We start from the raw sequence: 24,936 nt of genomic DNA on the forward strand, positions 1-24,936 counted from the left end.
GCGCTACGGCCCGCCGGACGAGTCCAGGGCAGGTGCCGACGCCGCCGGCACGGCGTCCACAGTGGCCTCCGTGAGGTGACGGGCGGCCAGCACGGCCGCGCCGACGATCGCCGTCGGGCGGTACAGGTCCTTGTCGTGCCAGAGCGGGGGCGTGACCCGGTGCGCGTCCGGCCGGACCAGGTGAGGGCGGGCCCGGTCGATCGCCGCCGCGGTGCCCGGCTGCGGACCGACCACCGCGAGCAGGTGCACGGCGTACGCGGTCTCCTCCACGGTGCCGCCCCACCGCCCCCAGGAGCCGTCCGGCCGTTGGGTGTCGACGACCCACCGGGCGGCCCGGACGAGCGCGGGCGGCACCCCGGACGTCTCGCCGTAGCCGGACAGCGCCAGGGCGCAGCAGAGCGTGGCGTAGTACGGCGAGGCGTGCCACCGGTCCCGCCAGCCCCCGTCGGCGTGCTGCTGGTCGAGGAGGAAGGTCTCCAGCCGGTGGGTCGCCGCCCGGTACCGGGCGGCGGACGCCCCGGTGGCCGCCGGATGCGGGCCGAGGGTGGCCAGGTGCCGGCCGAAGGCGTCGAGGACGTGCGCGTTGGTGGTGACCGAGCGGCCGTCCTCCGCCGGCCAGGTGCAGAAGCCGGTGTCCGTCTCGTACCGCCACAGGCAGTGCGGGGTGACCGGGACACCGAGCCGCATCAGCGCGTACAGGGTGACGGCGGTGGTGTCGGCGTCGGCGGGCAGTCCGGGGCTGGTCGCGGTGCCGTCCTCGCCGAGCCCGGCGGTGAGGCTGTCGACCAGGTCGGGCGGGACGGCCACCCGGATGCCGGCCCGGGTCAGCGTGCTGAGCACCCAGGCCCGCTCGAAGACGGTGATCGGGGTGGTGCAGGGGGCGAGCCCGCCGAGCGGGCGGACCGCCGCCGCCAGGTAGGCCGCCGCCGTGGGGTGGGCGGCGGGCCGGTCGGCCCCACCGAGCCAGGCGGCGGTGGCCGCCGGGGACGCGCCGACCGCGCCGGTGGCCGCCGGCACGACCCCCCGGGCGTGGCGGGCCAGCGGGCCGACCACCTCCAGCGCGTGGTGCAGTTTCGGGTGCAGGGGCGCGCCGGCGCGCACCCGGTCCCGCACGGCGGCGAACCGCGCCGGGGTCATGGCCGGCGGCAGGTCCAGCCGCGACGGTCCGGCGACCGCCGGGGACCCGCCGGGGTGGCCGGCCGGGTCGGCCAGGTGCCCGTTGACCGCCGCGACCAGCGCCGGCACGATCAGGTCGATCGCGGGAGTGTCCGGCAGCCGGGTGGCCCCGAGCCACCGGGGCAGGGCGCGCAGTCCCCGACCGGCGGCGCGGGCCACCCCGTCGACGCCGGCCGCCGATCCGGTACGCGCCACGGCGAGCAGCGCCTCGGTGGCGCTCAGGCTGGGCACCAGGGCGTACCGGTCGCCGGTCCCCCAGCCGCCGTCGGCGCGCTGGCTGTCGACCAGGTACCGGACCCGCTCGGCGTGCCCGGTCAACCAGGGCGCGAGGCTGACCAGCCGGGCGGTCTCGTACGGCGACGCCGAGACCTGGCCGTCCGGCTGCCGGGTCAGCTCCGCCACCAGGTTCCGGGCGGCCGTGGCCGGGTCGGCGGTGCCGGTGCCGGTCAGCGGGCGACGCGGGACCGGGACGGCCGGCGACGGGGGCGGGTCACCGGCCGGCACCGTCGCCCCAGAAGTCTGTCATCCGGTAGAAGCCGGTGGTGAAGCCGATCTCCCGGGACAGGTACGCCGCCTGTCGGGGACAGACCCCGGCCAGGTCGGCCAGCACCCGCTGGCACCGGGCCAGCCGCTCGCCGATCAGCCGTCGTACGTCGGCCTGGTTTGGGCCGAGGGCGAGCACGTTGAGGTCGCCGGTGGCCCTGTCCCGGTCGTGGCTGGCCAGGTCGTTGACCAGCCGGACGATCTGCTGCACCTGCCGGCTGGCGGTGGTCAGCTCGTCGAGCCGGGCGAGTGTCCCGGCGTCGCCGGTGGCGATCCAGTGCGACACGTTGACGAAGGTCGCGCCGAATCCGTCGGCGTTGTCCAGGTACTCCTCGACGGTGGGCGGGCCGCCGGGGTCGGACCGCCAGCGCCACTCCCGGGCGTCGGCGGCGAGCATCCGCCGGACCTCCTCCCGCCACCGCTCCCGGTGGTCGGCGAAGGCCGCGACGGCGTCCAGGTCGGCCCGGATCCGGGCGAGGAGGTGGCCGAGCTGGTCGCCGTCGGCCGGTGGTGACCCGTCGGCGACCGCCAGGCAGCGGGTGACGATCGCGTCGACCGCCGCCGCCGACGCGCCGCGCTCGACCTGCCAGTCCTCGGCGGTCACCCAGAGCGAGGCGCGGTTGGCGACGCGCAGCTCCGCCGCGGTGCACCAGGGGGCGATGAAGGCGGTGGACATCGCGACCGCGCCGAGCATGGCCGGGTCGACCGGTGGGTTCGGGAAGAGGTCGGGGTGCTCCGCGACCAGGGTCTGCAGGTCCCGCTGCCCCCGGGCGGCCAGGGCACAGATCCGGCCCTGCTCGGTGGCCGCGTCGAGGGCGGCGCGGACGGTGGCGTCGGGGTCGGCCGACGGCTCGGTGCTGGTGGGGAGGGTGGCGGGCATCGGGGTCACTCCTCGGGTCGGCGGCGGGACGCCAGGGTCAGCAGCACCGGCCGCCCGGGGCGCAGCGACGTGGCGACCCGGGGCGCGGGCACGGTCGGATCGGCGGTCGTGAAGCGGAACCGGTGCAGCAGGTTGGCCACGATCAGGGCGGCTTCCAGGTGGAACAGGTGTTCACCGAGACAGCGGTGCATCCCGATGCCGAACGGGTGGTGGGCGTACCGGTGCCGACCCTCGGCCTCGGCCCGGCCCGGCGCGAACCGGTCCGGGTCGAACTCCGCCGCGTCGGGCCCCCAGAACAGCGGCATCCGCTGGGTGACGTACGGCGAGAGGAGCACGGTGGCCCCGGCCTCGACCCGGACCCCGCCGAGCACGTCGGCGGCGACGGCCCGACGGGGCAGCAGCCACCCGGCCGGGTACAGGCGGAGGAGTTCCTCCAGCACCATCCGCAGGTAGCGCAGGTGTTCGACGTGCTCGACCCGGACCGGGCCGGCGCCGACGACCCGGTCGACCTCCGCGTAGAGCCGGGCGGTGACCCCGGGCCGGTTGGCCAGCTCGGGCCAGAGCCAGGTCAGCACCACCGGGGCCGTCTCGGTGGTGACGCCGATCATGGCCACCAGGTCGTCGCGGATCTGCCGCTCGTCGAGCACCCCGCCGTCCGGCCGGCGGGCGCGGGCCAGCACGGAGACCACGTCGTCGCCGTCGCCGGGGGTCCGGCGGACGGACCGGACCACCGGGAACAGGATGTCGTCGATGGAGCGGACGGCGGCGTCGAACCGCCGGTCGCCCGGCATCCGGACCCACCAGGGCACGAAGGGCAGCAGCATCCGGGGCGCCATCGAGGTGACGACCACCTCCTGGGCGGTGGTGATCCGGTGCAGGTCGGCCACGGTGAGCCGGTCGGCGAAGAAGGCCGGCATGATGCCGGCGGTGGCGATGCCGGTCAGCGCGGCGCCGATGTCGACCGGGCGGCCGTCGGCCGCCGCCGGTTCCAGGTCGGCCACGGCCGCCGCGACCGCCGCCGCCATCGGCCCGCCGACGGCGCCCATCCGGCTCGACCGGAACAGGGGGGCCAGGATCCGCCGGCTCGCCGCCCAGGTCGCGCCCTCGGCGAGGATGCCGTCCCCGGCGAAGCGCCGGACCGACCGCCACATCGCGGTGTCGTCGCCGCGCCGGTACGTCTCCGCCCGCTCCTGGAGGACCTGCTGGACGTGGGTGGGGTGGGTGACCAGGTACGGCCGCAGCGGCCCGAGGCCGAGCCGGAGCACCTCGCCGCCGCCGCGTGCCCCGGCGTCGAGCAGCGCGGCGTGCACGCCACGAGCCATCCGGGGCACCACGTACCGGGCGGGGAGCAGCCTGGACCTGGGCGCGGACACGCCTCCGGGACCCTCCACAGTGGCTTCTCCCCTCGCCCGGTACGCACAAAGGGGGCCAGCCGGGCAGTCGTCGCTGAGGAGACGTTAACCATGTCCTCTGGGTATGGCTACCGACGCGTGGGGTGATCGGATTCACCATCCGCACCGGCGCGCCCACAGCTTGACGCAGGGTCACCACTGTCGACACCCACCGCGACGGCAGTGACGCCACCAGTCCCACGACCCGCCCGCCCACCCGCCGGGCGGCGGGAACGCCCGCCGGGCACCCGGCCGGACGAGTGCGGCCATACCGGGCCAATAGTGCGCTCTTGAGGGGAGAGTCGGACAACTGCTAGCGTCTCCCCGGTCTGCCAATCCGATAGCTCACCGGCCCGGCACCCCGGGAAGGTACCAATGTCCGCTTGGGACGGTTCTATGCGGTATCGCAGCACCAATCTGCGCACGAAGGTCATCGCACTCCTGCTGTCCCTGATCGCCCTCTGGTCCTTCGCGGCCTGGGTGACCCTGCGGGACGGCCTCACCCTGCTGGGCGTCCAGACCGTCGACAGCCGGATCGCCGCCCCCAGCGAGCCGCTGCTCCTCGCCCTGCAGGAGGAGCGCCGCTTCGCCACCGCGTACCTGGGCGCCCCGACCGCGGCGCGCAAGGAGGCGCTCGACGCCAGCCGGGTCACGGTGGACGGGCACGTCAGCGCGTTCACCCAGTCGGCGCGCAGCTGGCAGGCCCGCCTGGCCGGCAGCAACCAGGCCCAGCAGCGCACCGAGGCGGCCATCGCCGAGCTGGACGCCCTGCCGGGGATCCGGGACGCGGTCGACCGGCGGGCCACCGACCGGGGCACCGCCGAGGCGACCTACACCCGCGCCGTCGAGACGCTGTTCCAGATGTACGACGTGATCGGCAGCATCGGCGAGCCCGGCATCGAGGCGGACACCCGTAACCTGATCAACCTGTACCGGATCCGGGAACTCCTCTCCCGGGAGGACGCCCTGCTCGCCGGGGTCACCGCCGCCGGGCGGATCACGCCGGAGGAGCACACCCGGTTCAGTCAGTTGGTGGCCGCGCAGCGGTTCTTCACCGAGCGGATCCTCACCCAGCTCCGCCCCGAGGACCGGGAGCTGTTCGGTGGGCTCTTCTCGGGGCCCGAGTTCACCCAGCTCCGGACGCTGGAGGACCGGGTCGCGGTCAGCGACCGGGACAGCACCAGACCGGCCGTGGCGGCCCAGGAGTGGGACCCGGCCGCCGGCGCCGCCCTGACCGGCCTCCAGGAGGCGGTGCTCGACGGTGGCGACGCGGTGGTCGAACGCTCCACGCCGTTCGCCGTCATGGTCGTCGTCCGGCTGGTGCTCGCCGCCGGGCTGGGCCTGATCGCCGTCATCGCCTCCATCGTCGTCTCGGTGACCACCGGGCGGGCGTTGATGGCGCAGCTCACCCGGCTCCGCGAGGCGGCCCGCCGCCTCTCCGACGAGCGCCTGCCCACCGTGGTCGAGCGCCTCGGTCGCGGCGAGAAGGTCGACGTCGCCGCCGAGGCGCCGCCGCTGGAGGTCGGCGACGACGAGATCGGCCAGGTCGGTCAGGCGTTCAACCGGGTCCAGGAGACCGCCATCCGGACCGCCGTCGAGCAGGCGGAGCTGCGCCGCGCCGTCCGCGACGTCTTCCTCAGCCTCGCCCGGCGTACCCAGGGCCTGGTCCACCGCCAGGTGACCCTGCTCGACGGGATGGAGCGGGAGGAGGAGTCCCCGGACAAGCTGGAGGACCTGTTCCGGATCGACCACCTGGCCACCCGGATGCGCCGCAACGCGGAGAACCTGATCGTGCTCTCCGGCGCGTCCCCCGGGCGGGCCTGGCGGCGCAACGTCCCCATGCTCGACGTGGCGCGGGCCGCGACCCAGGAGGTCGAGGACTACACCCGGGTGCAGGTGCTCCCGCTCGGCTCGGTCGGGCTGGCCGGGCGGGCCGTCAGCGACGTGATCCACCTGCTGGCCGAGCTGATCGAGAACGCGCTCACCTTCTCCCCGCCGCAGACCCAGGTCGAGGTGCGGGGCCAGTTGGTGGCCCGGGGCTTCGCCATCGAGATCGAGGACCGGGGGCTGGGGATGACCGAGGAGGACCTCGCCGCCGCCAACGAGCAGATCAACCAGCCCCGGGACTTCAGCCTCGCCAACGCCAACCAGCTCGGGCTCTTCGTGGTGAGCCAACTCGCCGCGCGCCACCACGTCGGCGTGCAGCTCAAGGCCTCCCCCTACGGCGGCACCACCGCCGTCGTGCTGATCCCGATGGAGCTGGTGACCGGGGCGGACGGGGTGAACGTCCCGCGCGCCGGTGGTGCGCCGGCACCGGCGGCCCCCGGCGCGGGTGGTCGGCCCCGGCCCGGCGAGGCCGGCCCGACCGGGTCGGTCGCGCTCGCCGAACGCGCCGCCCCGGCGGCCGACGCCACGGCCGAGGTACCGCTCGCGAACCGGCCGGTGGCGGACGCCCTGGCCACCCAGGAACTGCCGATGATCGCGCCGGCCCGCCCGTCGACGGCGGCCCCCGCACCGGATCGGAGCAGCGGACCCGCCCCCGAGCGGGACGGCCCGGCACCCGGTACGCCCCCGGCGGCGCGCCGGCCCCCGGCCAGCGGGGCGGGGGACGCTCCCGACCCGGCGGCGAGCCCGCTCACCCCGGCCGGGCTGCCGGTGCGGGTACGGCAGGCCAGCATCGTCCCGCAGCTACGCGACAGCGCCGACGACGCCGGCACCGAGGAGGGCGCCGAGGACGTCGCCGTCATCCTGTCGCCCGAGCAGGTCCGCCGGACCATGAGTTCGTACCAGCACGGCACCCGGCGTGGGCGGGCCGACGCGGAACGGCTCAAGGAACAGGACGACGACGCCGGGCGGCCCGACGCGGAGGAGTCGCCCACGTCCGGCACCGATCGCTAGAAAGAGGACATCGTGGTGCAGCAGCACAATCCCGCCGGTGACCTGGCCTGGTTGCTCGACGACCTGGTCGGTCGCGTCAAGCAGGCCGAGCAGGCCGTCGTGCTCTCCGTGGACGGCCTGCTGATGGCGGCGTCCACCGGCATCGGTCGGGACGACGCGGAGCACCTGGCGGCGGTCGCGTCGGGAATCCAGAGTCTCGCCAAGGGCGCCGGCCGGCGGTTCGGCGGTGGGCCGGTCCGGCAGACCATCATCGAGATGGAGAGCCGGTTCCTCTTCGTCACCGCGGCCGGACACGGCGCCTGCCTGGCCGTTCTCGCCGCCGAGGACGCCGACGTGGGCCTGATCGCGTACGAGATGGCGATGGTCGTGGCGCGGGCCGGCCGGTTCCTCGTGGCGCCGTCCCGGCCCGGGCAGTAGGGTCATCGGCATGCCCGGTGCCGAGCCACTGTGGATAGACGACGAAGCCGGCCCCCTGGTCCGGCCGTACGCGATGACCGGCGGGCGGGCCCGCCCCAGGAACGGCTTCAACGTGATCTCGTTGGTCCTCGCCATGCAGCAGGCGCCGCCGCTGGAGGTGGGGTTGACCCCTGAGCACCTGCACATCGTCAACCTCTGCCAACGGCCGCTCGCCCTCGCCGAGGTGTCCGCCCACCTCCGGCTCCCGCTGGGCACGGTGCGCGTACTCCTCGACGATCTGCTCGCCCGCGGGCTCGTCCGGGTCTCCGAGCCCCAGCCACCCGCATCCCTTCCGGACAACCATATATTCGAGGCGCTCATCAATGGACTACGAAAACTCTGACGGCGAGGTGGGGCCGGTCCTTCCGACCGCCATCAAGATCCTTGTCGCCGGTGGCTTCGGTGTCGGCAAGACCACGCTGGTCGGCTCGGTCAGCGAGACGCAGCCGCTGCGGACCGAGGAGGTCCTCACCGAGCGCGGGGTCGGCGTCGACGATCTCTCCGGCGTGGAGGGCAAGCACACCACCACCGTGGCGATGGACTTCGGCCGGATCAGCTTCGGCGAGGACCTGGTGCTCTACCTGTTCGGTACGCCCGGGCAGGACCGGTTCTGGTTCGTCTGGGACGAGCTGGCGCTCGGCGCGCTCGGCGCGGTGATCCTCGCCGACACCCGCCGGCTGGCGGACTCGTTCCCCTCCATCGACTACTTCGAGCGCAACCGGGTGCCGTTCATCGTCGCGGTGAACTGCTTCGAGGGCGCCCGCCAGTACAGCCTGGACGACGTGCAGCTCGCGCTCAACCTGGATCCGGAGGTGCCGGTGATGCTCTGCGACGCCCGGGACCGGGAGTCCAGCAAGGAGGTGCTCATCGCACTGCTGCAACACGTGATGCGGGGCCGGGGCACCCGCCGCGAGTCGGAGCCGGCACGCTCCTGACCGGGCCGCCCCGCACCGGCCGCCCGCCGCGCACCGTTGCCCCGCCCGCACCGGCCCGCCCGCTGCGCGGCCGGCGGCGGGCCGGCGGTCAGCCGGCGTAGAGCAGCAGCAGACCGGCGACGGTGTAGGCGACCATCAGCACCAGCATCGGGAGCTGACCGGTGACCGCCCGGGCCCGTGGGAACAGGTACAACGCCCGGTCGTGGGCGAGCAGGCTGCCGAGCAGGTGTCCGATCAGGATGACGGTGATCTGGAGGGCGGCGACCCCGTCCGGGGTGATCAGCCCGGTGTACGGCTCGAACTCGGCGGTGCCGAGCCAGTCGGCTCCGGTGCCGAGCGGGTCGGAGAGCAGGGCGAGGGTCCGTTGTCCCTCCAGCACCAGCAGCGAGTAGTAGTGGGCCAGCACGTACCCGACCGCGATCGGGACGATCGAGTGGGCCAGCTCGCCGGGGACCAGGCGCGGTGGGGTCGACTCCCCGTCGGGGTCCGGCCCGGCCCCGCGCCCGACCAGCGCGGCGACCCGGGTGGCGCCGAGGTACGCGAGCGCGACCAGGCCGATGAGCGCGCCCATCCCCAGGGTGCCGGTGACCACCGGGGGCACCCCGTTCTCCTCGGCGAACTGGCCCAGGCGCAGCCAGCCGGGCGCGTAGGACAGGCTGTCGTACATGGTCGAGCCGAGCAGCACGACGACGGCGGTGACCAGCCCCGGTTCCGGGCGCAGCGCGGCCATCCCGTCCAGCGGGTTGCGCCAGACCACGGCTCCGTCGTCGCGCCGGCCGATCACCGCGAGCCGGCCGATCAGCCCGCTGTACAGCTCGAACGGGTCGGCCCGGTCGAACCAGCCGACCCCGTGCCGGACCGCGCCGACGAGCATCACCAGGGCGTACCCGGCCAGCCAGGCGTTGATCACCGGCAGCGTGGCGCGGCCCGGGGCGACCAGCTCCAGCCAGACGAACGCGACCAGCCCGACGGCCGCCGGCCAGACCCCCAGCCCGGCCGGGAGCGGACGCAGGCCCCGCTCCGGGTCCCGGCCGGCGGCGGCGCAGAGCACCAGGTACAGCGAGCGCAGCGGGTTCACCGCCCGCCAGATCGGGCCGAACAGCAGCGACAGCGGGACCAGCCCGATCCAGACCAGCACGTAGAGCACGCCGGCGGCGGGATTGTCCTCGTTGTCCGGCCCGCCGAGCAGGGCGAGGCAGACGTAGCCGCCGGCGACCAGGCCCGCGCCACGCAGCGCCCACCGGAGGGCGGGCGCGTCGACCAGCGCGGCCAGCCACCGGGGTACCGGCTGCCCGGTCGTCCCGTCGCGGTCCAGCCGGGGGACCCGCCACAGTGCGCCCAGCGCCACGAAGGTGATGACCAGGGTGAGCGAGGCCGCCACGACGAGGTGGGTGAGCGGGAGCGGAAGGTCCTGCCGCCCGCCGACGCCGTGCGCGAGCAGTTCCGGGTACGTGGTCACCGCCGGCCTCTCAGCGGGCGCGGGTGCCGGGAACACGTACGGGCATGGTGGTACTCCGAACGAGGCGACGGGACCGTGTCGGGATGACGTCAGGGCTGTGAACTCTACGTCTTGTCCCGCACCAGGGGAATGGCCATCATGAGCAAATGCGAATCCGGGTACGGCTCCGACGTGCGGCGACTCTCCTGGCGGCCCTCGTCGTCGCCTTCTCGGTGACGGTGGTGCTGCCGGCCGCACCGGCCGCCGCGCACGGCACCCTGGCCACCTCGGTCCCGCTGGCCGACTCGGTGGTCACCCGGCCGCCGGAGCGGTTGGCGCTCTACTTCACCGAGCAGCCGCACGCGCAGGCGCACTTCACCGTCACCGACCCCACCGGGGCCCGGGTGGAGGGCCCCTGGTCCACCGGGGAGCCGAAGCGGCTCGACAAGCCGGTCCAGGAGTACAACCTGGTCGACGGCAAACTGGAGCCGATGCTGTACCACACCGGCTTCCCCGCGATGCTGCCCGTCACGCACTGGCCGGCGAAGGGTCGGTACACCGCCAGTTACCTCTCCGTCGCCTCGGACGGGGACCAGGTGCGCGGCAGCGTCGTCTTCGACTACCAGGGACCCACCAGCGCGCCGCCGCCCGGATGGAGCGCGCCGACGAGCGAACCCGCGCCGGCCCTGCTCGCCCTGCTGGAGCAGGGCCGCCACGACGCCCCCGGCAACGCCGGCTCGCCCCGACCGGACGGCAGCCCGGCCGCCCCGCCGCCAGCGGCCGGAGCGGCCGAGCAGGCCGGGGGTGGTCTCGGCCCGTGGCTGGTACCCGGCATCGTCGTCGTGGTGGTCGCGGTGATCGTCCTGGTGGCCGCCCGCCGGCGCGGCGCGGCACCGGCACCGGCGGCCCGCCCGGCGCCCGCCCGCGACCGGCCCCGGCCGACCCCGAAGCGCACCACCACCGGCCAACCAACCAACCGCCAGCCCCCCCGCCACTAACCCTCACCCCACCCCGCCCCCACCTCCCCCCTCCCTCCTCCCCCCTCCCCTCCCTCCTCCCCGCTCCCCTCCCCCCTCCCTCCCTCCCCGTTGATCATGGAGTTGACGGGGGCCACGGAGATCGGCATCGCCGCCAACTCCATGATCAACGCTGGGAGCGGGCGGGGGGTGGGGCGGGAGGGGGCGCGAGGGGGCGGGGCGGGGGTGGGGGTGGGGGAGGATGGGGTGGTGAGGGTCAGGGGGGTGCGGCGGGGGGAGTTGGCCGTGCTGCGGGACATCGAGCGGGCCGCCGGGGAGTGCTTCCGTGACGTCGGCATGCCGGAGATCGCCGACGACGAGCCGCCCCCGCTCGACGTGCTCGCCGGCTACCACCGGGCGGGTCGCGCCTGGGTCGCCGTCGACCCCGCCGACCAGCCGGTCGGGTACCTGCTCGCCGACCTCGTCGACGGCAACCTGCACGTCGAGCAGGTGTCGGTCCATCCCCGCTGGGCGCGGCGCGGGCTGGGACGCCGGCTGCTCGACCACCTCGCGGCGCGGGCGGAAACCGACGGGGTACCGGCGCTGACCCTCACCACCTTCGCCGATGTCCCGTGGAACGCCCCGTACTACGCCCGATGCGGCTTCTGGCTCCTCGACGACCGGGACCTCACCCCCGGGCTGCGGGCGATCCGGCGGCGGGAGGCCGCGCACGGGCTCGACCGGTGGCCCCGGGTGGGTATGCGCCGGGACCTCGACGGCGCGGACCGCCCGGCCCACCGGCCCGACGCCGACCGCCCGGCCCACCGGCCCGACGGGGGCTGATGGGGCGGGCGGCGTCACCGGTCACCGGTCGACCCGCCGGGCCACGGCGAGCAGGTACTCCTTGCGGTCGGTGGGGTCGTGGTCCCAGCGGGCCCGGACCGGGGGTACGCCGTGGACCGGCCGGTGCCGGGCGAAGGTCGACTCGAAGCTGCCCTCGCCCCGGGTCAGCGCCGGCAGTCGTCGCTCCACGGCGTGCACCCGGCCCGCCGGGATCTCCCCCTCGACCAGGTACGACGCCCCCTGCGCGAGGGTCGAGGAGGGCACCGCGTCGAGCCGGGCGAGCACGGGCAGCACGTCACCGAGGACGTCACCGGGCACCTCCAGCCGGAACCGGTGCACCGGCTCGGCCGCCCGGGTGCCGGCCCGCTCCAGGGCGGCCATCAGCACCAGCGGCGTCAGGTTGCGGAAGTCCCCGGCGGTGCTGGACATGCTCTTGTCGAAGGTGCCGTGCGCGTGGCTCTGCCGGGCCCAGTACCCGGCGTGGGTCATGGTGACCACGCAGTCGACCACCTGCCAGCCGTACCGGCCCTGGGTCAGGGTCTCCCGGACGGTGTCCCGGACGGCGGTGAAGAAGGCCGGTGGCATCGAGCCCAGTTCGACGCCGAGCCGGAAGGTCACCCCGCTGCCCGTGGGGGCGGGCTCGACCCGCAGCCCGACGGTGGCCAGGAACGGGTTGGGGGCCACCCCGATCAGCTCCACCGCCGCCCCGGTGCCGGCCAGCCGCTCCACGCAGACGGGGGTGGTCTCGCGGAAGTCGACGGTCAGGCCGTACCCGTCGGCGAGCAGCGCCTGGATCACCTCCTTCTGCACCTCCCCGTAGAGACTGACGGTGATCTCCCGCCGGCGCGGGTCCTGGCGGACGTTGATCAGCGGGTCCTCCTCGGCGAGCCGGCTGAGCGCGGCGTACAGGGCCGCGGCGTCCGCCGCCCGCTGCGGCACGACCACGGTCTCCAGGCTGGGCGGGGCGAAGTGCCGCCCGGTCGGGCCGGGACGCGCCTGCCCGACCGGGTCACCGATGCGGGCGTCGCCGAGCCCGCGCAGCAGCGCGATGCGCCCGGCCGGCACCGCCTCGGCGCGGATTGTGCCGCCCCGCTCGCAGAGCTCGATCCCGGTGACGGTGGCGGTCCGGCCGGCCCCGACGGGAAGCCGGTCGCGCAGCCTGAGGGTGCCGCCGAACATCCGGACGTACGCGATCCGCTCCCCGGCGGGCCCCCGGTCGACCTTGAACACGGTGCCGCAGGTTGGGGCGTCCGGGTCGCCCTCGCCGGTGGGCAGCAACTCGGTCAGGCCGGCGACCAGCGCCGGTACGCCCACGCCGGTGATCGCCGAGCCGGGCAGGACCGGGTGGACGAGGCCACGCCGGCTCTGCTCGGCGAGGGCGGCCCGCAGCCGGGGGCCGGTCAGCCGGCTCTCGTCCGCCACGTACGCGGCCAGCAGCGCGTCGTCGTGGCGGGTGAGCAGGTCCCGCAGGCGCCGGAGGTGGTCCGGGTCGCCGTCGGGGTACGGCTCGACGCGGGCGGCGGCGGTGCCGGCGTCGTGCACGGCGCCGACCGCCACCACTGCCGGGGTGAGCCGGGTGGCGAGGTCACGCAGGACCCGCTGCGGGTCGGCTCCGGCCCGGTCGACCTTGTTGACGAAGACGACCGTGGGCAGCCGCAGCCGCCGCAGCGTCCGCATCAGCACCCGGGTCTGCGCCTGCACCCCCTCGACGGCGCTGACCACGAGCACCACGCCGTCGAGCAGGCCGAGGACCCGTTCCACCTCGGCGATGAAGTCCGGGTGGCCGGGCGTGTCGATGAGGTTGACCGTGACGTCGCCGACCACGAAGGAGGCGACGGCGGAGCGGATGGTGATGCCACGCTGTCGTTCCAGCGCCATCGAGTCGGTCCGGGTGGTGCCGTCGTCGACCCGGCCGATCTCGTCGATGACCCCGACGGTGTGCAGCAGCCGCTCGGTCAGGCTGGTCTTTCCGGCGTCAACGTGTGCCAGGATTCCGACGTTGAGAGTCTTCACGGAGCGTCATGTCCTTCGGGTAGGTGGTCGATCCCGTCTGGTTGGACACGAACGCGGCGCGCATCGCACTCTCCCTCCGGTCGGCTACCCGTGGACCTCTCCAGTGCACCAACGTCCGGCGCGGGGTGCAACCCGAAAGCCCGTTCGGGTGACCCCGGCCCAGGTCAGCGCGAGTAGTGCTCGACGACGAGCTGCTCGTCGCAGACCACCGGGATCTCGGCGCGCAGCGGCAGCCGGGTCAGCCGGGCGGTGAGCCCGGCCAGGTCGACGTCCAGGTACGGCGCGGGACGCTGCGGCGCGTCCGCGCCCGCCGCCGCGACCAGGAACGGCGGCCGCTGCCGGCTGCGCTGCGCCACCGCGACGACGTCACCGACCCGCAGCCGCGCCGAGGGCCGGTCCAGCCGCCGCCCGTTGACCGTGACGTGCTGGTGGACGACGAACTGCCGGGCCTGGTAGATGGTGCGGGCGAAGCCGGCCCGCAGCACCAGGGCGGCCAGCCGGATCTCCAGGTCGACGATCAGTTCCTCGCCGGTCTTGCCCGGTTGCCGGGCCGCCCGGTCGAAGGCGCGCCGCAACTGCCCCTCCTGGAGGTGGTACTGCGCCTTGAGGCGCTGCTTCTCCCGCAGCCGGATGCTGTAGTCGCTGGTGCTGCGCCGGGCGCGGCCGTGCTGGCCGGGTGGGAACGGGCGGCGTTCGAAGTAACGCACGCACTTCGGGGTCAGTGGGATGCCGAGGCTCCGGGACAGCCGGACCTTGGGACGGGATTGGTTCATGACTCCACCTCGCAGTTAGGTTAGGCAAACCTAACTTAGGTGATCGAGGAGGGCAACAGGCCCCCGCCGGGATCACCCCGGCCGACGGGGCGGGTAGGGTCCCGGCCATGGCGTTGACGTTGGACGGGCGCCGCTTCACCGCCGTGGCGGAGGCGGTCGCCGGCGAGGTCGGCACGGAGACCGTCTTCACGTACCACGAACGGGACGGCGAGGTCTGGGCGGAGTACGCCGGCGGGTCGATCCGGCGTGGCCGGCTCGTCGGCACCCGCGACGGCGACCGGCTGGACTTCCGGTACGTGCAGCTCAACGTCGACGGGCGGACCTCCGCCGGGCACTGCGTCTCGCGGGTCACCGTGCTGCCCGACGGGCGGCTGCGGCTGCACGAGACCTGGGAGTGGGAGTCCCGGCCGGGCAGCGGCACCAGCGTGATCGAGGAACTCCCCGCCGGCTGAGGCGGGTCGCCCTGACCGTGCCCGGCGACGCGGGTCAGCCGGCGCGCGGGTACCGGCACGCGGAGGCGGCGGCCTGGGCCCGCTGCCCCGGGTCGAGGGTCACCGGCGCCGGCCGGGCGGAACCGCCCGGCTGCACCCGCAGCGCCCGGACCAGGCCGGTCGGGCTGTCCCCACCCAGGCAGGCGGCAGCGACCAGGACGAGGGGTCCACCCGCCGGTGCCGTGGTGGTGGCCGGCTCGAACCGGGCGCGCGCCCCGACGCCCGGATCGCGCACGTCGGCCAGGGTGACCTGCCGCCAGGCGGGCCCCCCGGACGAGGTGGTCGGCCCGGTCGACGCGGTGAAGCCGACGACGTCCAGGTCGGCCCCGGTGACGCGCAGCGACAGCGCGCCGCCGGACTCGGCGACCACCGAGAAGTCGAGGACGCTCGGGGTCGGACGCCCGTTCGGGCAGTCGGTGGCCGGCAGTTCCCGGGGTGGATTGCCGTGGATGACGGCCGAGGAGACGACGCCCCCACCGGGGACCATGAACCAGCGGACGTCCGGGGTGCCCCCGGTGTTGTCGTAGACCTTCTCCCCGACGCAGAACCCGGTGAACCCGACGGTGCAGTCGGGCGGGATGGTGGTGGTCACCGCGTCGTCGCGGGTGGCACCGGTACGCACGTGCGCGCCGCTGCCGTAGGTCGTGCCGGTGAACCGGGCGTCGGCCGGCAGGCCGGGGCACCGGGGACCGGCACCGGTCGACGGGTCGACGGCCAGCGGGCCGGCGCGCTGCACGGCCAGCCCGAAGGCGGTGGCGGCGACGACGGCGACACCGGCGGGAACCACCGTGAGCAGCACCTGCCGCCAGCGCGTACGCCGCCCCGCCCCGGCTCCGGTCACCGGCTGCTCCGGCGGCGCCGGCGGTGGGGCGGTCCGCCCCGGCGGGCCCGGCTCCGTCGCCTCCGCCGGGGCGGGCGGGGTGGGCGGGGCGGGCGGGGCGGGCGACTGCTGGTCGGTCGGGCTTCCCGCCGCACCGGCCGACGCGGTCCGGGCCGCCGCCTGCGCGGTCCGGGCCGCCTCGTGCCAGCGCGCCCGCCACCGGTCCGGGTCGCCGCCGCACGCCCCGGTGTAGGCGAGGACCACCTCCAGCGTCGGCAGCCGGGTGCCCCCGGCCGCCTCGGAGAGGGTCGTCGCGCTGTAGCCGGCGGTCCGGGCGAGCGCGCGGTAGGTCGGGTTGCCGGCCTCGGTCCGGAGCTTGCGCAACTCGTAGGCGAGAGCCTGCACCGGGCCCTCCGTCGGATCGACGGGTCGCTCCTGCCGAGCCACGTGATCTCCCCCCGGGATGGACGGACGCCTCCACCCATGGATACCGAACGTGTCAAGGCCGATCCAGACCGCTGTCGGATCGTCGTCCGAGGCCGGGGGCTGTCCGGAGTTGATTGATCGAGGTCATGGCCGGTTCCGGTCAATCCGGGCGGCGGCTAGCAATGGACGTGGGCGGTCACCGAGGGCCGCTCGCCGGTTCCGAGGAGAGGACACGACGATGAGGACACGACTGATGAGCACAGCCGGCGCCGCGATCGGCGCGCTGGGGCTGGTCGGGGCGCTCGCCGGGCCCGCTGCCGCCGCCGGGCCGCTGGACAACTGCGTGGTCAACCTGGACACCGGGGCGTTCACCTGCGCCGCCACCGAGCAGCAGGCGCTGCGGACGGTCGGCGCCCAGGCCGACCTGGTGATCGCCCGGGTCTACGACGGGGCCAACTACTCCGGCGCCGTGCTGGCCTGGACCCAGGCCCGGGCCTGCACGCCCTCCTACGACGCCGAGTGGCAGTGGGGCGACCTGCGTAGCACCGCGGGGGGCAACTGGAACAAGCGGATCACCTCGGTCCGCACCTACAACCAGTGCGACGTGAAGCTGTTCGGCGGGCTGAACTTCACCGGCGCGTCGTCGACCTGGATCGACGCCTCGGCGAACCTGGCCGCCATCGGCGACGGCTGGAGCAACCGGGCGAGCTCCATCAAGTTCTCCTGATCGGGGGCGATCGGGCCGGTTTCCGCAGGTCACGAGAGGTGACCGCGTGGGGCCGGCCCGACCGGCGCGGGGCCGCGTTGCCCGGGAAAAGGCCTCCGGCGGACCGGGTACGCACTAGCGTGACGGAAGCGGGGTGGACCGCTCCCGGGCCGGAGCCGGCGGGTCGGCGGGCCGGCCCGGTGACCGTCGACACGTGCCTCGGGGGTGGGTCCATGCGCCGGCCGACGCGGGGCCCGGTCCGGGCGGCCGAGCTGTGGCTGCGGCAACGCCGGATCAGGTGGCGGACCCGGCGGGAGCGCCAGGAGGAGCGACGGGCCCGGCGGGTCACCGACGACCGGGCCGACCGCAAGCCCCGCTGGCAGGACCGCTCGTGGCTGCGTACCGGCGTGCTCGTCCTCGCCGGCCTGCTCATCGTGTGGCTGCTGTACTCCCTGGCCCTCGCCGTCTGGCAGCACGAGCCGGCCGGGTTCCGGCCGTCGAGGTGGTGCAGCCGGAACACCCCTGGCGGCTACTACTGCTCGCAGGTGTTCGACTTCGTCAAGGGCCCGCTCGGCCTGGCGCTGACCGTGGCGGTCTTCCTGCTCGGCCGGTACCTCTGGGTCAGCCGCTGGTACCGCAGGCAGGCCCGCGACGACCGGCGGGTGTCGATCCCGACCGCCGAGCACGACGTCCGGAACATCCTGGTGGTGGGCCGCGACGAGCTGTGCGGGTTGCTGGTGCGGCGGCTCTGTGACCCCACCAACCGTCGGCCCCTCCTGCTGGTCGGCGGCATCGGTACCGGCAAGACCACGACCCTGGTCCGCCTCGCGGAGAAGCTGATGAACACGAGGGTCGTGCCGATCGGTATCCAGCTACGGGACGTGACGAGCCCCGGCGAGTTCGACTTCCGCGCCCTCGCGCGCAGACGGTTCCAGGACAGCATCGACACCCAGTTGCACTCCGACGGTGAGGCGGACAAGATCTGGCGGCAGCTCTGGCGGGAGAACCGGATCGTGGTACTCGCCGACGGCCTGGAGGAGGCGCTGGCCGACACCGCACAACCGTGCGACCGGGACAGCGTGCTCCGGGAGGCGGTCCGCAAGGCACGCCGCGACCGGCTCCCGCTGGTGATCGCGTCCCGGCCCGACGACCCGCTGCGGGGCCTGGAGGCGATGATGCTCCAGGTGGAGCCGCTCTCCGAGGGGGCTGCGCTGGAGTACGTGCAGGTGCAGAGCCGGCGTGCGGACACCGCGCACCGGTGGGACCAGATCAGCTCCCTGGTGAAGGGCGCCGACGTCGCCGACTCCCCGTTCTACCTGCGGGTCATCGGGCAGTTGCATGAGGTGAACCGGCTGGACCGGGTGCCGGCCGACGCCGGCCGGGCGTCCGTCCGCCGGAGCCTGCTGGACGAGTGGTACGACGCGCTGGTCGACGGCGACCTGTACGAGGACTACGGCCTGCCGGCCACGGAACGCCGGGACGCGCTCGAGGTGCTCTCCGCCCTCGCCTGCATCGGCCTGCGCAACAACCGGCTGGTCGTGAAGACCCACGAACTCGCCGGCACCCCGGACACCCCGGACGCCGGCCGTCGCCGGATCCTGGCCGTGCTGCGCGAGCGCCTGACCAAGCTCAGTGCAGACAGCCCACAGGATCTGGGGCTCGCCGGCTCCACCGGCGGCGCGCTCAACATCGTGGTGAAGCAACGGGACGGGGTCCGCTTCCAGCACGGGGTGGTCCAGGCGTACCTCGGTAGCCGTTTCCTCGCCGCCGCCCTGCGTGACCCGGGCTTCCTCGACCACGCGTTCCGGTGCGGCAACGGGCCGGGGCGGGAGCTGCTGGCCGCGCTCACCCTGCACTGCTCCGGGCGGCGCACCGCCGGGGCCGACCGGCGACCAGACCACCCCGCCCGCCCGAGCCTGGCCGACCGGTTCCGGAGCCGTCGGCCCAACCAACCCCGGGAGCTGCTGCGGCAGCTGCGGAAGGAGGCGGTCCGGACGCACAACCGGACACGGGCGCTGGAGATCTTCGCCGCCGCGCTGGAGATGGACGCCGCGACCGGCCACCACTGCCACCGGAGCCTGGCCGAGGCGGTGAGCGGGGCGTGGTCGCGGTACCAGGGGGACGGCTCGGTCACCGACCGTCCCCTGGAGGATGCCAAGATCGCCCTCATCCACCGGTTCGGCGACGCCGCCCGGCGGGTCGGCCCACGGGCCCCGCACCCACCGCAGTACCGCCTCCTGTTCGACATGATGGCGGCGGAGACCTCCTACCTGGCCCGGCTGAACGCCGCCCGCGAACTGGGCGGCGGTGGTGACGCCACCGTCCACGCCCTGCGGGACCTGCTCGGCGGCCCGAGCGACGCGGGGCCCGCCGGTGACGAGCGGCAGTGGGGCCGCCAGCGGCAGGTCCTGGCCTGGATGGCGCCAGCGCTCTTCCTCTTCGCCGAGGAGGAGCACCAGCTCTTCGTCGACGGGGTCCGCCGGCCGGGCACGTCGGTCACCCGGGACGCCGGCAGCAACCTCCGGCGCTGGGTCGACCACCTGGGCAGCACCCGGACGGCCGAGGCCCGGACGTGGGAACTCGACCTGGCGCAGGGCTTCCGGCTGGCCGCCAACTGCCGGGCCTACCCACGGCACCGCAGCTACCTGGTCGAGGAGGCCGAGCTGGCGCTGCGGCACTCCCACTTCTGGTACTCCCACCTGGTCCTCATCCAGGCGCTGACGCTGCTGGCACTGCCCCGCGACCCGGCGGAGAACCTGCGCGCACGGGGCCACGGCTCGGATCCACGGGGGCTGGTGACGTACTGGCTCTCCATCGCCGGCAGCGGGACGGACGCCCCGACCCCCGACAGCGAAAGCCCGCATCCCCTGGTCCGCGAGGTCGCGGACCAGTGCGTGGCGGCGCTGATCGACCGGCACCCGGAGCGCCACTGCTGGATGGACGAGCACGAGATCGTCGGCCGGGTCGGCTCGGTGAGCCCGCAGCCCGAGATCCGTGGGCTCGAGGACTCCTGGCTGCCGGCGTCGCACGGCTGGGCGGTCCTGGAACCACGGGCCCAGCGCCTGCTGGCCGACGTGATGCTGCTGCTCAACCTCGCCTACCAGGGGCGCGACGACGCCGAACGGGCCCGTCGGCTCACCCGGTCGAGCCGGCGGGACCTGCCGCCCTGCCTGACCATCGACCGGGGCGCGATGCGGGTCAACCTCAGCCGCCGGCAGGCCCACGACGTCCAGCCCGGCTCGACCTGCATCGACGACTGCCCGTTCCGGCTCTGCCCGTTGCCGCCCCGGGGCGACGAGTTGCCGTACCAGATGGACGAGGCGTTCTGCGCCCACCAGGCCGACCTCGTCGGACGCTGGTACCAACCCTCGCTGCGGGCCGGGTGGCAGTTCGTCGACCGGGACGACCTGCGCGCGTTCTGGCGGGACATGTCCGAACGGATGCTGCCCGCCTGGCGCAGGTGACCGGACGGACCGGCCCGGCCGGGCCGGTGCGCCTCAGCCGAGGCTGGCGGCGGCCTGGGCGGCGTAGACGACGGCGAGGGCGACGGCGAGCGCGCCGAGGGTGCCGCGCAGGGCCCGCTCCGGCAGGCGGGGTTGCAGGTGCGCGCCGAGGTACCCGCCGACCAGCCCGCCGAGGCCGCAGAGCAGGCCGACGCCCCACTCCGGCGCGATGTCGCCGCGCCCGGTGAGGGCGAGCGCGCTGAAGGTGGCCGCACCGGCGACCGAGGTGACGAAGGTCGACGCGAGCGCGGCCGGTGCGACCACCGCGACCGGCATCCCCCGACCGACCAGGACCGGACCGAGGATGGAGCCGCCGCCGACGCCGTAGATCCCGCCGACCACCCCGACCACCCCGACCACCCCGGCGAACGCGGCCAGCCGGGGCCGCGACGGCGTCGGCCCTCGCCGGTGAGGGGGCCCTACCCGCCACGACCGGTCTGTCGCCGCCCGCAGGCAGAGCCAGAGCCCGAGCGGGAACAGCAGGGCGGCGATAACCAGGCGGAAACCGTCGGGGCCGGGCACCACGAAGACCCGGATCACCGCGCCGACGACCACCCCCGGCAGGGTGCCGAGCAGCAGCAGCCGGGTCAGCGGGCCGGCCAGCCCACCGCGCCGCCGGTACCGCAGCAGCGCGCCCGGACCGGCCACGATGTTGAACAGCAGGTTCGTCGGCGTCACGGCCGGGTTCGGCACGGCCAGCACGCTCAACTGCACCGGCAGCAGGAACACCGCCCCGGAGACCCCGACCGGGGTGGTCACCACCGAGATCAGCAGGCCGGCGGTGACGCTGAGCACCGCGTCGGCCCACGTCACGACGGTTCCCGAGAGATCATCGGGACAGTCTGGGCCAGAGTTGTTAACGGACGTCACGCCCGAACGCAAGGAGCCGACGGGCAGTCCGCAGTGGACGCCGGGTGACATCACCCATAGCCATCGATGCTTCACATCCGGTACCCGGTCACCGATCCTTCATGCGTGCAGATCAATCGCTCCGCAGTCGCCGTGGCCCTGGCCGCCGCGCTGCTCGTGCCGCCGTGGGCGACGCCCACGGCCCACGCCGCCGGCCCGGTGACCCGGGTCGCCGCCGATCCCCCGGCCAGCCGGCCGGACCTGGGCGTCGGGAACCGGATCGTCGCCGGTGACGGGCTGCCCGACTGGTCGCGGGTCGGCTACCTGGGCGGCGAGTCGCTGCCCTCCACCTCGTTCGTCACCGGGGCGGCCTCCTGCCGGTTCGAGCCGGCCCGCCTGGCCAGCGAGTTCGGCGTCGTCGCCGACGACGGCGTCGACGACAGCGCCGGGTTGCAGGCCGCCATCGACCGGGTCCGGTCCGACTGTTCCCCGACGGCCAGCCACTACCGGTTGTCCCTGATCGAACTGCCCGCCGGCCGCCTCGACGTCTCCCGGCAGCTCTACGCCGACGCGAACTTCCTGGTCATCCGGGGCCAGGGCGCCGGGACCGGCGGCACCCGGCTGGTGTTCCGCCCCGACACCGACACCCGGTACGACACGCTCAGCACCGACGGCAGCCGCTGGGAACCCACCACCATGACCTGGGGCAGCGGCAACGACACCGGCCGGGGCGGCTGGATCTGGCCGGGCCGGGCCCTGTTCAAGGTGCAGGCCCGGGACGTGGCCAGCCGGTACGTCGACGAGTGGCAGTCCGCGCCGGCCAACCGCAAGGACCTCTTCGAGGGCTCGGTCAACCAGCACTGGGTCTCCGGGATGCGGGTCGCGGCCCGCTCGGACGACCCGGGCTTCTCCGCCCGCGCCGGCCAGAGCGTCGTGCACCTGGTCAGCAACGCGGACATGAGCAAGTTCAACCTGGGCGGGTACGTCTGGGTCGGCGCGGCCAACAGCATCAAGTTCTACGAGCAGCAGGGGCTGACGTACGCCCAGCACGCGAGCATGTTCGAGAACCTGCACATGCGCCAGCAGATGTTCCGGGTGGTGGCGATGAGCGCCAGCCCCAAGTCGATCACCCTGGACCGGCCGCTGGAGTTCGACCTGCCCGTCGACTCGGTCTCCGACGGTTCCGCGCCGATGCTGACCGAGACGCCGTTCCAGAGCAAGGTCACCCCGCTCAAGGCCGTCGAGGGGGTGGGCTTCGAGGACTTCGCCTTCACCCAGGACATGTCCGGCCTGCCGAAGCTGGGCGGGGGCAGCTACGCGCTCTCCCCCGCCGACGCGGTGCACAACTACGGCAACCTGGCGCCCGAGTACGCCATGCACGGCATCCTCTTCAAGTGGGCGGCGAACAGCTGGGCCAAGGGGCTCTCCGGCACCATGACCGGCTCCCACCCGCTGGTCACCGAGGTGGCCCGGAACCTGCACATCGAGGGCAACACCTTCGACGGGGCGTGGAACAAGGGCAAGGGCGGCAACGGGTACCTGCGCGGCAGCCGGGTCTGGGACTCGCTGTACGCGTACAACACCAGCCGCAACCTGCGGCACTTCACCTTCCAGTGGTCGGCCAGCGGCAACGTGGCGTTCCGCAACGACCTGGACTCCGACCTGAACCTGCACGGCGGTTGGGAACGGTACAACCTCTTCGAGGGCAACACCGTCCGGGTGCCGTACCAGCACCGGTCCGGTAGCTGCACCGCCAACTGCGGCGGTGAGGGCGGCGAACTGGACGACGGCACCTGGTACCCGATCTGGTGGGGCGCCGGGCCGAAGGCGATCAAGTGGTCCGGGGCCACCGGGCCGCAGAACGTCTTCCACGGCAACGTGCTGACCAAGCAGACCACCCCGGGCGGGCCGTTCGAGCCGTACACGCCGTACTCGGCGGAGAGTCCCGGGGTGCCGTCCGACGCCGTGCACCAGTTCGGCTCGGACCCCGGCAACCCGCGCCAGTTCCGCCACCTCGCCCAGGGCGGGAGCATCATCCCCGACTGGTCCGGCCGGGAGGGTCTCGACTACTCCGGCGGGCAGGGCGTGGTGACCCTGGCGGACCGCCGCCGCCCGTCGCTGTTCCTGCGCGACGTCGGCCAGCTCGACCCCCGGGTGGACCCGGCCCGCAAGGCGTACACCTGGAACATGCAGGGCTCGGGCTCCAGCGCGGAGGGGTCGTACGAGAACAAGTACCGCAACACGGTGCAGCAACTGGGCCTCGGCGCGGAGGTGATCGCGTTGCAGGAGGCCGGGTCCCCGCCGGCCGGTGGCGCGCACCTCGGCGACCACGCGCAGAACGACTTCCAGCGCGCCGACGGGACCTTCCCCCCGGTCCGGGAGTACCGGTACGCCGGCAGCGCCGGCCGGCCGGGCGGGTTCCTCTACTGGCTGCACACCGACACCTCGCCCAACGCCCCGAACCGGGTGAACATGGCGGTGGCCACGCGGGAACGGGTCGACCCGGACGCGATCTTCGTGGTGCCCTCCCCGATGGGCGGTCGGCCCGCCCTGGGGATCAACGTCGGCGAGACGGTCTACTTCACCCTGCACGGCTTCTCCGGCAACGGCGGCGGCAACGACATTCCGGGGCTGCTGGGCGCGATCCGGACCCGGATGTTGAACGCCGGGCCGAACAACGGCCCGCTGGACTGGGTCGCCATGGGGGACTTCAACCGGGACCCGGGCAACCTGGCGGCGGCCCTCAACCCGGCGCACTTCGTGGTGCACGCCCCGCCGACCCCCACCCATCCCAGCCAGAACCCGACGCGGACCCTCGACTACGCCGTCGTGCCGGCCGCGAACGGGGTGCCCCGGATCACGAACACCGCCGTGGTGGACCGGGCCGTCCCGTCCGATCACCTAGCGGTGGGCTTCGACCTGTTCCTCCAGGGCAACGCCGATCCGCCCCCCGCGGTGGCCGAGCCGCCGGTGCCGCAGATCGCCCTGCTGCGCAACGCGGAGACCACCAACGTCGCCGACATCGTCCGCAGTGGCCAGACCAACATGGTGGTGGACTTCCCGTACCACGACGGGTACCAGCAGAAGTGGTCGCTGATCCGCAGCGGGGAGTTCCCCGGCTACTACCGGCTCATGAACCTGTACACCGGCAGCTTCATGGGGCAGGAGGGCGGGGCCGACGACGCCCGGGTGGTGCAGTGGCACCTGGAGGCGATGGACCAGTTGTGGCGTCCCGAGTACCAGGGGGACGGTAGCTGGACCCTGCGCAACAAGGTCACCGACCAGTTCCTGACCGTGCTGCCCGACCTCCAGGTGCTCGCCGGCCGGGACGGGGACGGCTCGGCCCGGCAGCGCTGGTTCTTCCAGTCCGAGGCCGAGATGAACGACCTCCAGGAGATCACCCACTATCCGGTGGAGGGCTCCCACGACATGGTGGCGGACGTCTCCGGTGAGGGGACCGGCAACGGCACCCCGATCATCCTGTACCAGGAGACCGACGGGGCCAACCAGCGGTTCAACCGGATCCCCGCCGGCTCCACCGGCGACGCCCCCTGCTACTACCTGGTGAACAGCGGGCGGTACCTCACCTCCTCGCCGACCGGGAACGCCACCTTCGGCGCCGGGGTGACCCTGCACTCGTTCCGGCCCGACACCGACGAGTACCTGTGGTGCGTGGAGCCGGACGGCTCCTCCTTCGCGCTGGCCAACCGTACCGAGGTCAACGGGGTGCCGACCGACCTGTACCTCACCGAACACGGGTACGGCCAGCAGCTCACCGTCGACCCGGCCGGCCCCGGTCCGATCCAGACCTGGGTCTGGGAGGCGGCGACGAGCTGACG

18 protein-coding genes are annotated in these 24,936 nt (G+C 74.4%); 10 read left to right on the forward strand and 8 right to left on the reverse strand.

The features are described 5' to 3' along the window. Positions 1–3 precede the first annotated feature (3 nt). The 3 genes from ACQUFX_RS15875 to ACQUFX_RS15885 are packed head-to-tail and all read right to left on the reverse strand — an operon-like array spanning position 4 to position 3,921. Positions 4–1,680, reverse strand: coding sequence for a prenyltransferase/squalene oxidase repeat-containing protein (locus tag ACQUFX_RS15875; RefSeq protein WP_428966791.1), 1,677 nt, complete (start codon positions 1,678–1,680; stop codon positions 4–6). After that, positions 1,667–2,599 carry a terpene synthase family protein gene (locus tag ACQUFX_RS15880; RefSeq protein ID WP_428966792.1) on the reverse strand — a complete coding sequence of 311 codons (933 nt, stop codon included), beginning with the start codon at positions 2,597–2,599 and terminating at the stop codon, positions 1,667–1,669. The genes ACQUFX_RS15875 and ACQUFX_RS15880 overlap by 14 nt, the downstream gene beginning before the upstream one ends. Positions 2,600–2,604: 5 nt before the next feature. Continuing rightward, positions 2,605–3,921: a cytochrome P450 gene (locus ACQUFX_RS15885; RefSeq protein ID WP_428966965.1), complete on the reverse strand. Its 1,317-nt coding sequence runs from the start codon at positions 3,919–3,921 to the stop codon at positions 2,605–2,607. Between the two features lie 465 nt (positions 3,922–4,386). On the opposite strand from ACQUFX_RS15885, the gene ACQUFX_RS15890 reads away from it, so the two are divergent. The 4 genes from ACQUFX_RS15890 to ACQUFX_RS15905 are packed head-to-tail and all read left to right on the forward strand — an operon-like array spanning position 4,387 to position 8,279. Next, positions 4,387–6,888, forward strand: coding sequence for a sensor histidine kinase (locus ACQUFX_RS15890; protein ID WP_428966793.1), 2,502 nt, complete (start codon positions 4,387–4,389; stop codon positions 6,886–6,888). Between the two features lie 15 nt (positions 6,889–6,903). Beyond that, positions 6,904–7,305, forward strand: a complete 402-nt coding sequence (locus ACQUFX_RS15895; RefSeq protein WP_396890446.1) for a roadblock/LC7 domain-containing protein — start codon at positions 6,904–6,906, stop codon at positions 7,303–7,305. Between the two features lie 4 nt (positions 7,306–7,309). Next, positions 7,310–7,687, forward strand: a complete 378-nt coding sequence (locus tag ACQUFX_RS15900) for a DUF742 domain-containing protein (protein WP_396890445.1) — start codon at positions 7,310–7,312, stop codon at positions 7,685–7,687. Continuing rightward, a complete protein-coding gene (locus ACQUFX_RS15905; RefSeq protein WP_428966794.1) occupies positions 7,668–8,279 on the forward strand; it encodes a GTP-binding protein in 612 nt (203 codons plus the stop codon). The genes ACQUFX_RS15900 and ACQUFX_RS15905 overlap by 20 nt, the downstream gene beginning before the upstream one ends. Before the next feature lie 88 nt (positions 8,280–8,367). Here the strand turns inward: ACQUFX_RS15905 and ACQUFX_RS15910 are convergent, their stop codons facing one another. Beyond that, positions 8,368–9,738, reverse strand: a complete 1,371-nt coding sequence (locus ACQUFX_RS15910; protein WP_428966795.1) for a hypothetical protein — start codon at positions 9,736–9,738, stop codon at positions 8,368–8,370. 146 nt (positions 9,739–9,884) lie between these two features. Between ACQUFX_RS15910 and ACQUFX_RS15915 the strand changes: the two genes are divergently transcribed. Together ACQUFX_RS15915 and ACQUFX_RS15920 are read left to right on the forward strand one after the other, a co-directional pair. Beyond that, positions 9,885–10,715 carry a copper resistance CopC family protein gene (locus ACQUFX_RS15915; RefSeq protein ID WP_428966796.1) on the forward strand — a complete coding sequence of 277 codons (831 nt, stop codon included), beginning with the start codon at positions 9,885–9,887 and terminating at the stop codon, positions 10,713–10,715. 225 nt (positions 10,716–10,940) lie between these two features. Further along, the gene (locus tag ACQUFX_RS15920) at positions 10,941–11,516 is read left to right on the forward strand and encodes a GNAT family N-acetyltransferase (RefSeq protein ID WP_428966797.1); all 576 of its coding nucleotides are present in this window, start codon (positions 10,941–10,943) and stop codon (positions 11,514–11,516) included. A 21-nt stretch (positions 11,517–11,537) separates the two neighbouring features. Here ACQUFX_RS15920 and ACQUFX_RS15925 read toward each other — a convergent pair whose 3' ends face one another. Next, positions 11,538–13,529 (reverse strand): GTP-binding protein, encoded by a 1,992-nt coding sequence (locus ACQUFX_RS15925; RefSeq protein WP_428966798.1) that lies wholly within the window; start codon positions 13,527–13,529, stop codon positions 11,538–11,540. 164 nt (positions 13,530–13,693) lie between these two features. Beyond that, positions 13,694–14,302 carry a 30S ribosomal protein S4 gene (gene rpsD / locus ACQUFX_RS15930; protein WP_428966799.1) on the reverse strand — a complete coding sequence of 203 codons (609 nt, stop codon included), beginning with the start codon at positions 14,300–14,302 and terminating at the stop codon, positions 13,694–13,696. A gap of 107 nt (positions 14,303–14,409) precedes the next feature. On the opposite strand from rpsD, the gene ACQUFX_RS15935 reads away from it, so the two are divergent. Next, positions 14,410–14,754, forward strand: a complete 345-nt coding sequence (locus ACQUFX_RS15935; protein WP_428966800.1) for a hypothetical protein — start codon at positions 14,410–14,412, stop codon at positions 14,752–14,754. Between the two features lie 34 nt (positions 14,755–14,788). Here ACQUFX_RS15935 and ACQUFX_RS15940 read toward each other — a convergent pair whose 3' ends face one another. Next, entirely contained in the window at positions 14,789–16,018 is a 1,230-nt protein-coding gene (locus ACQUFX_RS15940; RefSeq protein ID WP_428966801.1) for a helix-turn-helix domain-containing protein, read from the reverse strand. Positions 16,019–16,292: 274 nt separating this feature from the next. Between ACQUFX_RS15940 and ACQUFX_RS15945 the strand changes: the two genes are divergently transcribed. Further along, positions 16,293–16,766 (forward strand): peptidase inhibitor family I36 protein, encoded by a 474-nt coding sequence (locus ACQUFX_RS15945; protein WP_428966802.1) that lies wholly within the window; start codon positions 16,293–16,295, stop codon positions 16,764–16,766. 212 nt (positions 16,767–16,978) lie between these two features. Further along, complete coding sequence (locus tag ACQUFX_RS15950; RefSeq protein WP_428966803.1) at positions 16,979–20,209, forward strand: NACHT domain-containing protein; 3,231 nt, start codon at positions 16,979–16,981, stop codon at positions 20,207–20,209. Between the two features lie 33 nt (positions 20,210–20,242). Here ACQUFX_RS15950 and ACQUFX_RS15955 read toward each other — a convergent pair whose 3' ends face one another. Then, positions 20,243–21,061: a TSUP family transporter gene (locus ACQUFX_RS15955; protein WP_428966804.1), complete on the reverse strand. Its 819-nt coding sequence runs from the start codon at positions 21,059–21,061 to the stop codon at positions 20,243–20,245. 162 nt (positions 21,062–21,223) lie between these two features. On the opposite strand from ACQUFX_RS15955, the gene ACQUFX_RS15960 reads away from it, so the two are divergent. Continuing rightward, positions 21,224–24,934, forward strand: coding sequence for an RICIN domain-containing protein (locus tag ACQUFX_RS15960; RefSeq protein WP_428966805.1), 3,711 nt, complete (start codon positions 21,224–21,226; stop codon positions 24,932–24,934). The last annotated feature ends 2 nt before the right edge of the window (positions 24,935–24,936 follow it).

Source organism: Micromonospora fluostatini, from assembly GCF_050410825.1.
GTDB lineage: Bacteria > Actinomycetota > Actinomycetes > Mycobacteriales > Micromonosporaceae > Micromonospora > Micromonospora rosaria.

Bases quoted from the DNA above. Each gene is read 5' to 3' on its own strand.
- ACQUFX_RS15880 (WP_428966792.1), bottom strand. From the start codon at position 2,599: ATGCCCGCCACCCTCCCCACCAGCACCGAGCCGTCGGCCGACCCCGAC.
- ACQUFX_RS15885 (WP_428966965.1), bottom strand. From the start codon at position 3,921: ATGGCTCGTGGCGTGCACGCCGCGCTGCTCGACGCCGGGGCACGCGGC.
- ACQUFX_RS15890 (WP_428966793.1), top strand. From the start codon at position 4,387: ATGCGGTATCGCAGCACCAATCTGCGCACGAAGGTCATCGCACTCCTG.
- ACQUFX_RS15905 (WP_428966794.1), top strand. From the start codon at position 7,668: ATGGACTACGAAAACTCTGACGGCGAGGTGGGGCCGGTCCTTCCGACC.
- ACQUFX_RS15915 (WP_428966796.1), top strand. From the start codon at position 9,885: ATGCGAATCCGGGTACGGCTCCGACGTGCGGCGACTCTCCTGGCGGCC.
- rpsD (WP_428966799.1), bottom strand. From the start codon at position 14,302: ATGAACCAATCCCGTCCCAAGGTCCGGCTGTCCCGGAGCCTCGGCATC.
- ACQUFX_RS15935 (WP_428966800.1), top strand. From the start codon at position 14,410: ATGGCGTTGACGTTGGACGGGCGCCGCTTCACCGCCGTGGCGGAGGCG.
- ACQUFX_RS15945 (WP_428966802.1), top strand. From the start codon at position 16,293: ATGAGCACAGCCGGCGCCGCGATCGGCGCGCTGGGGCTGGTCGGGGCG.
- ACQUFX_RS15950 (WP_428966803.1), top strand. From the start codon at position 16,979: ATGCGCCGGCCGACGCGGGGCCCGGTCCGGGCGGCCGAGCTGTGGCTG.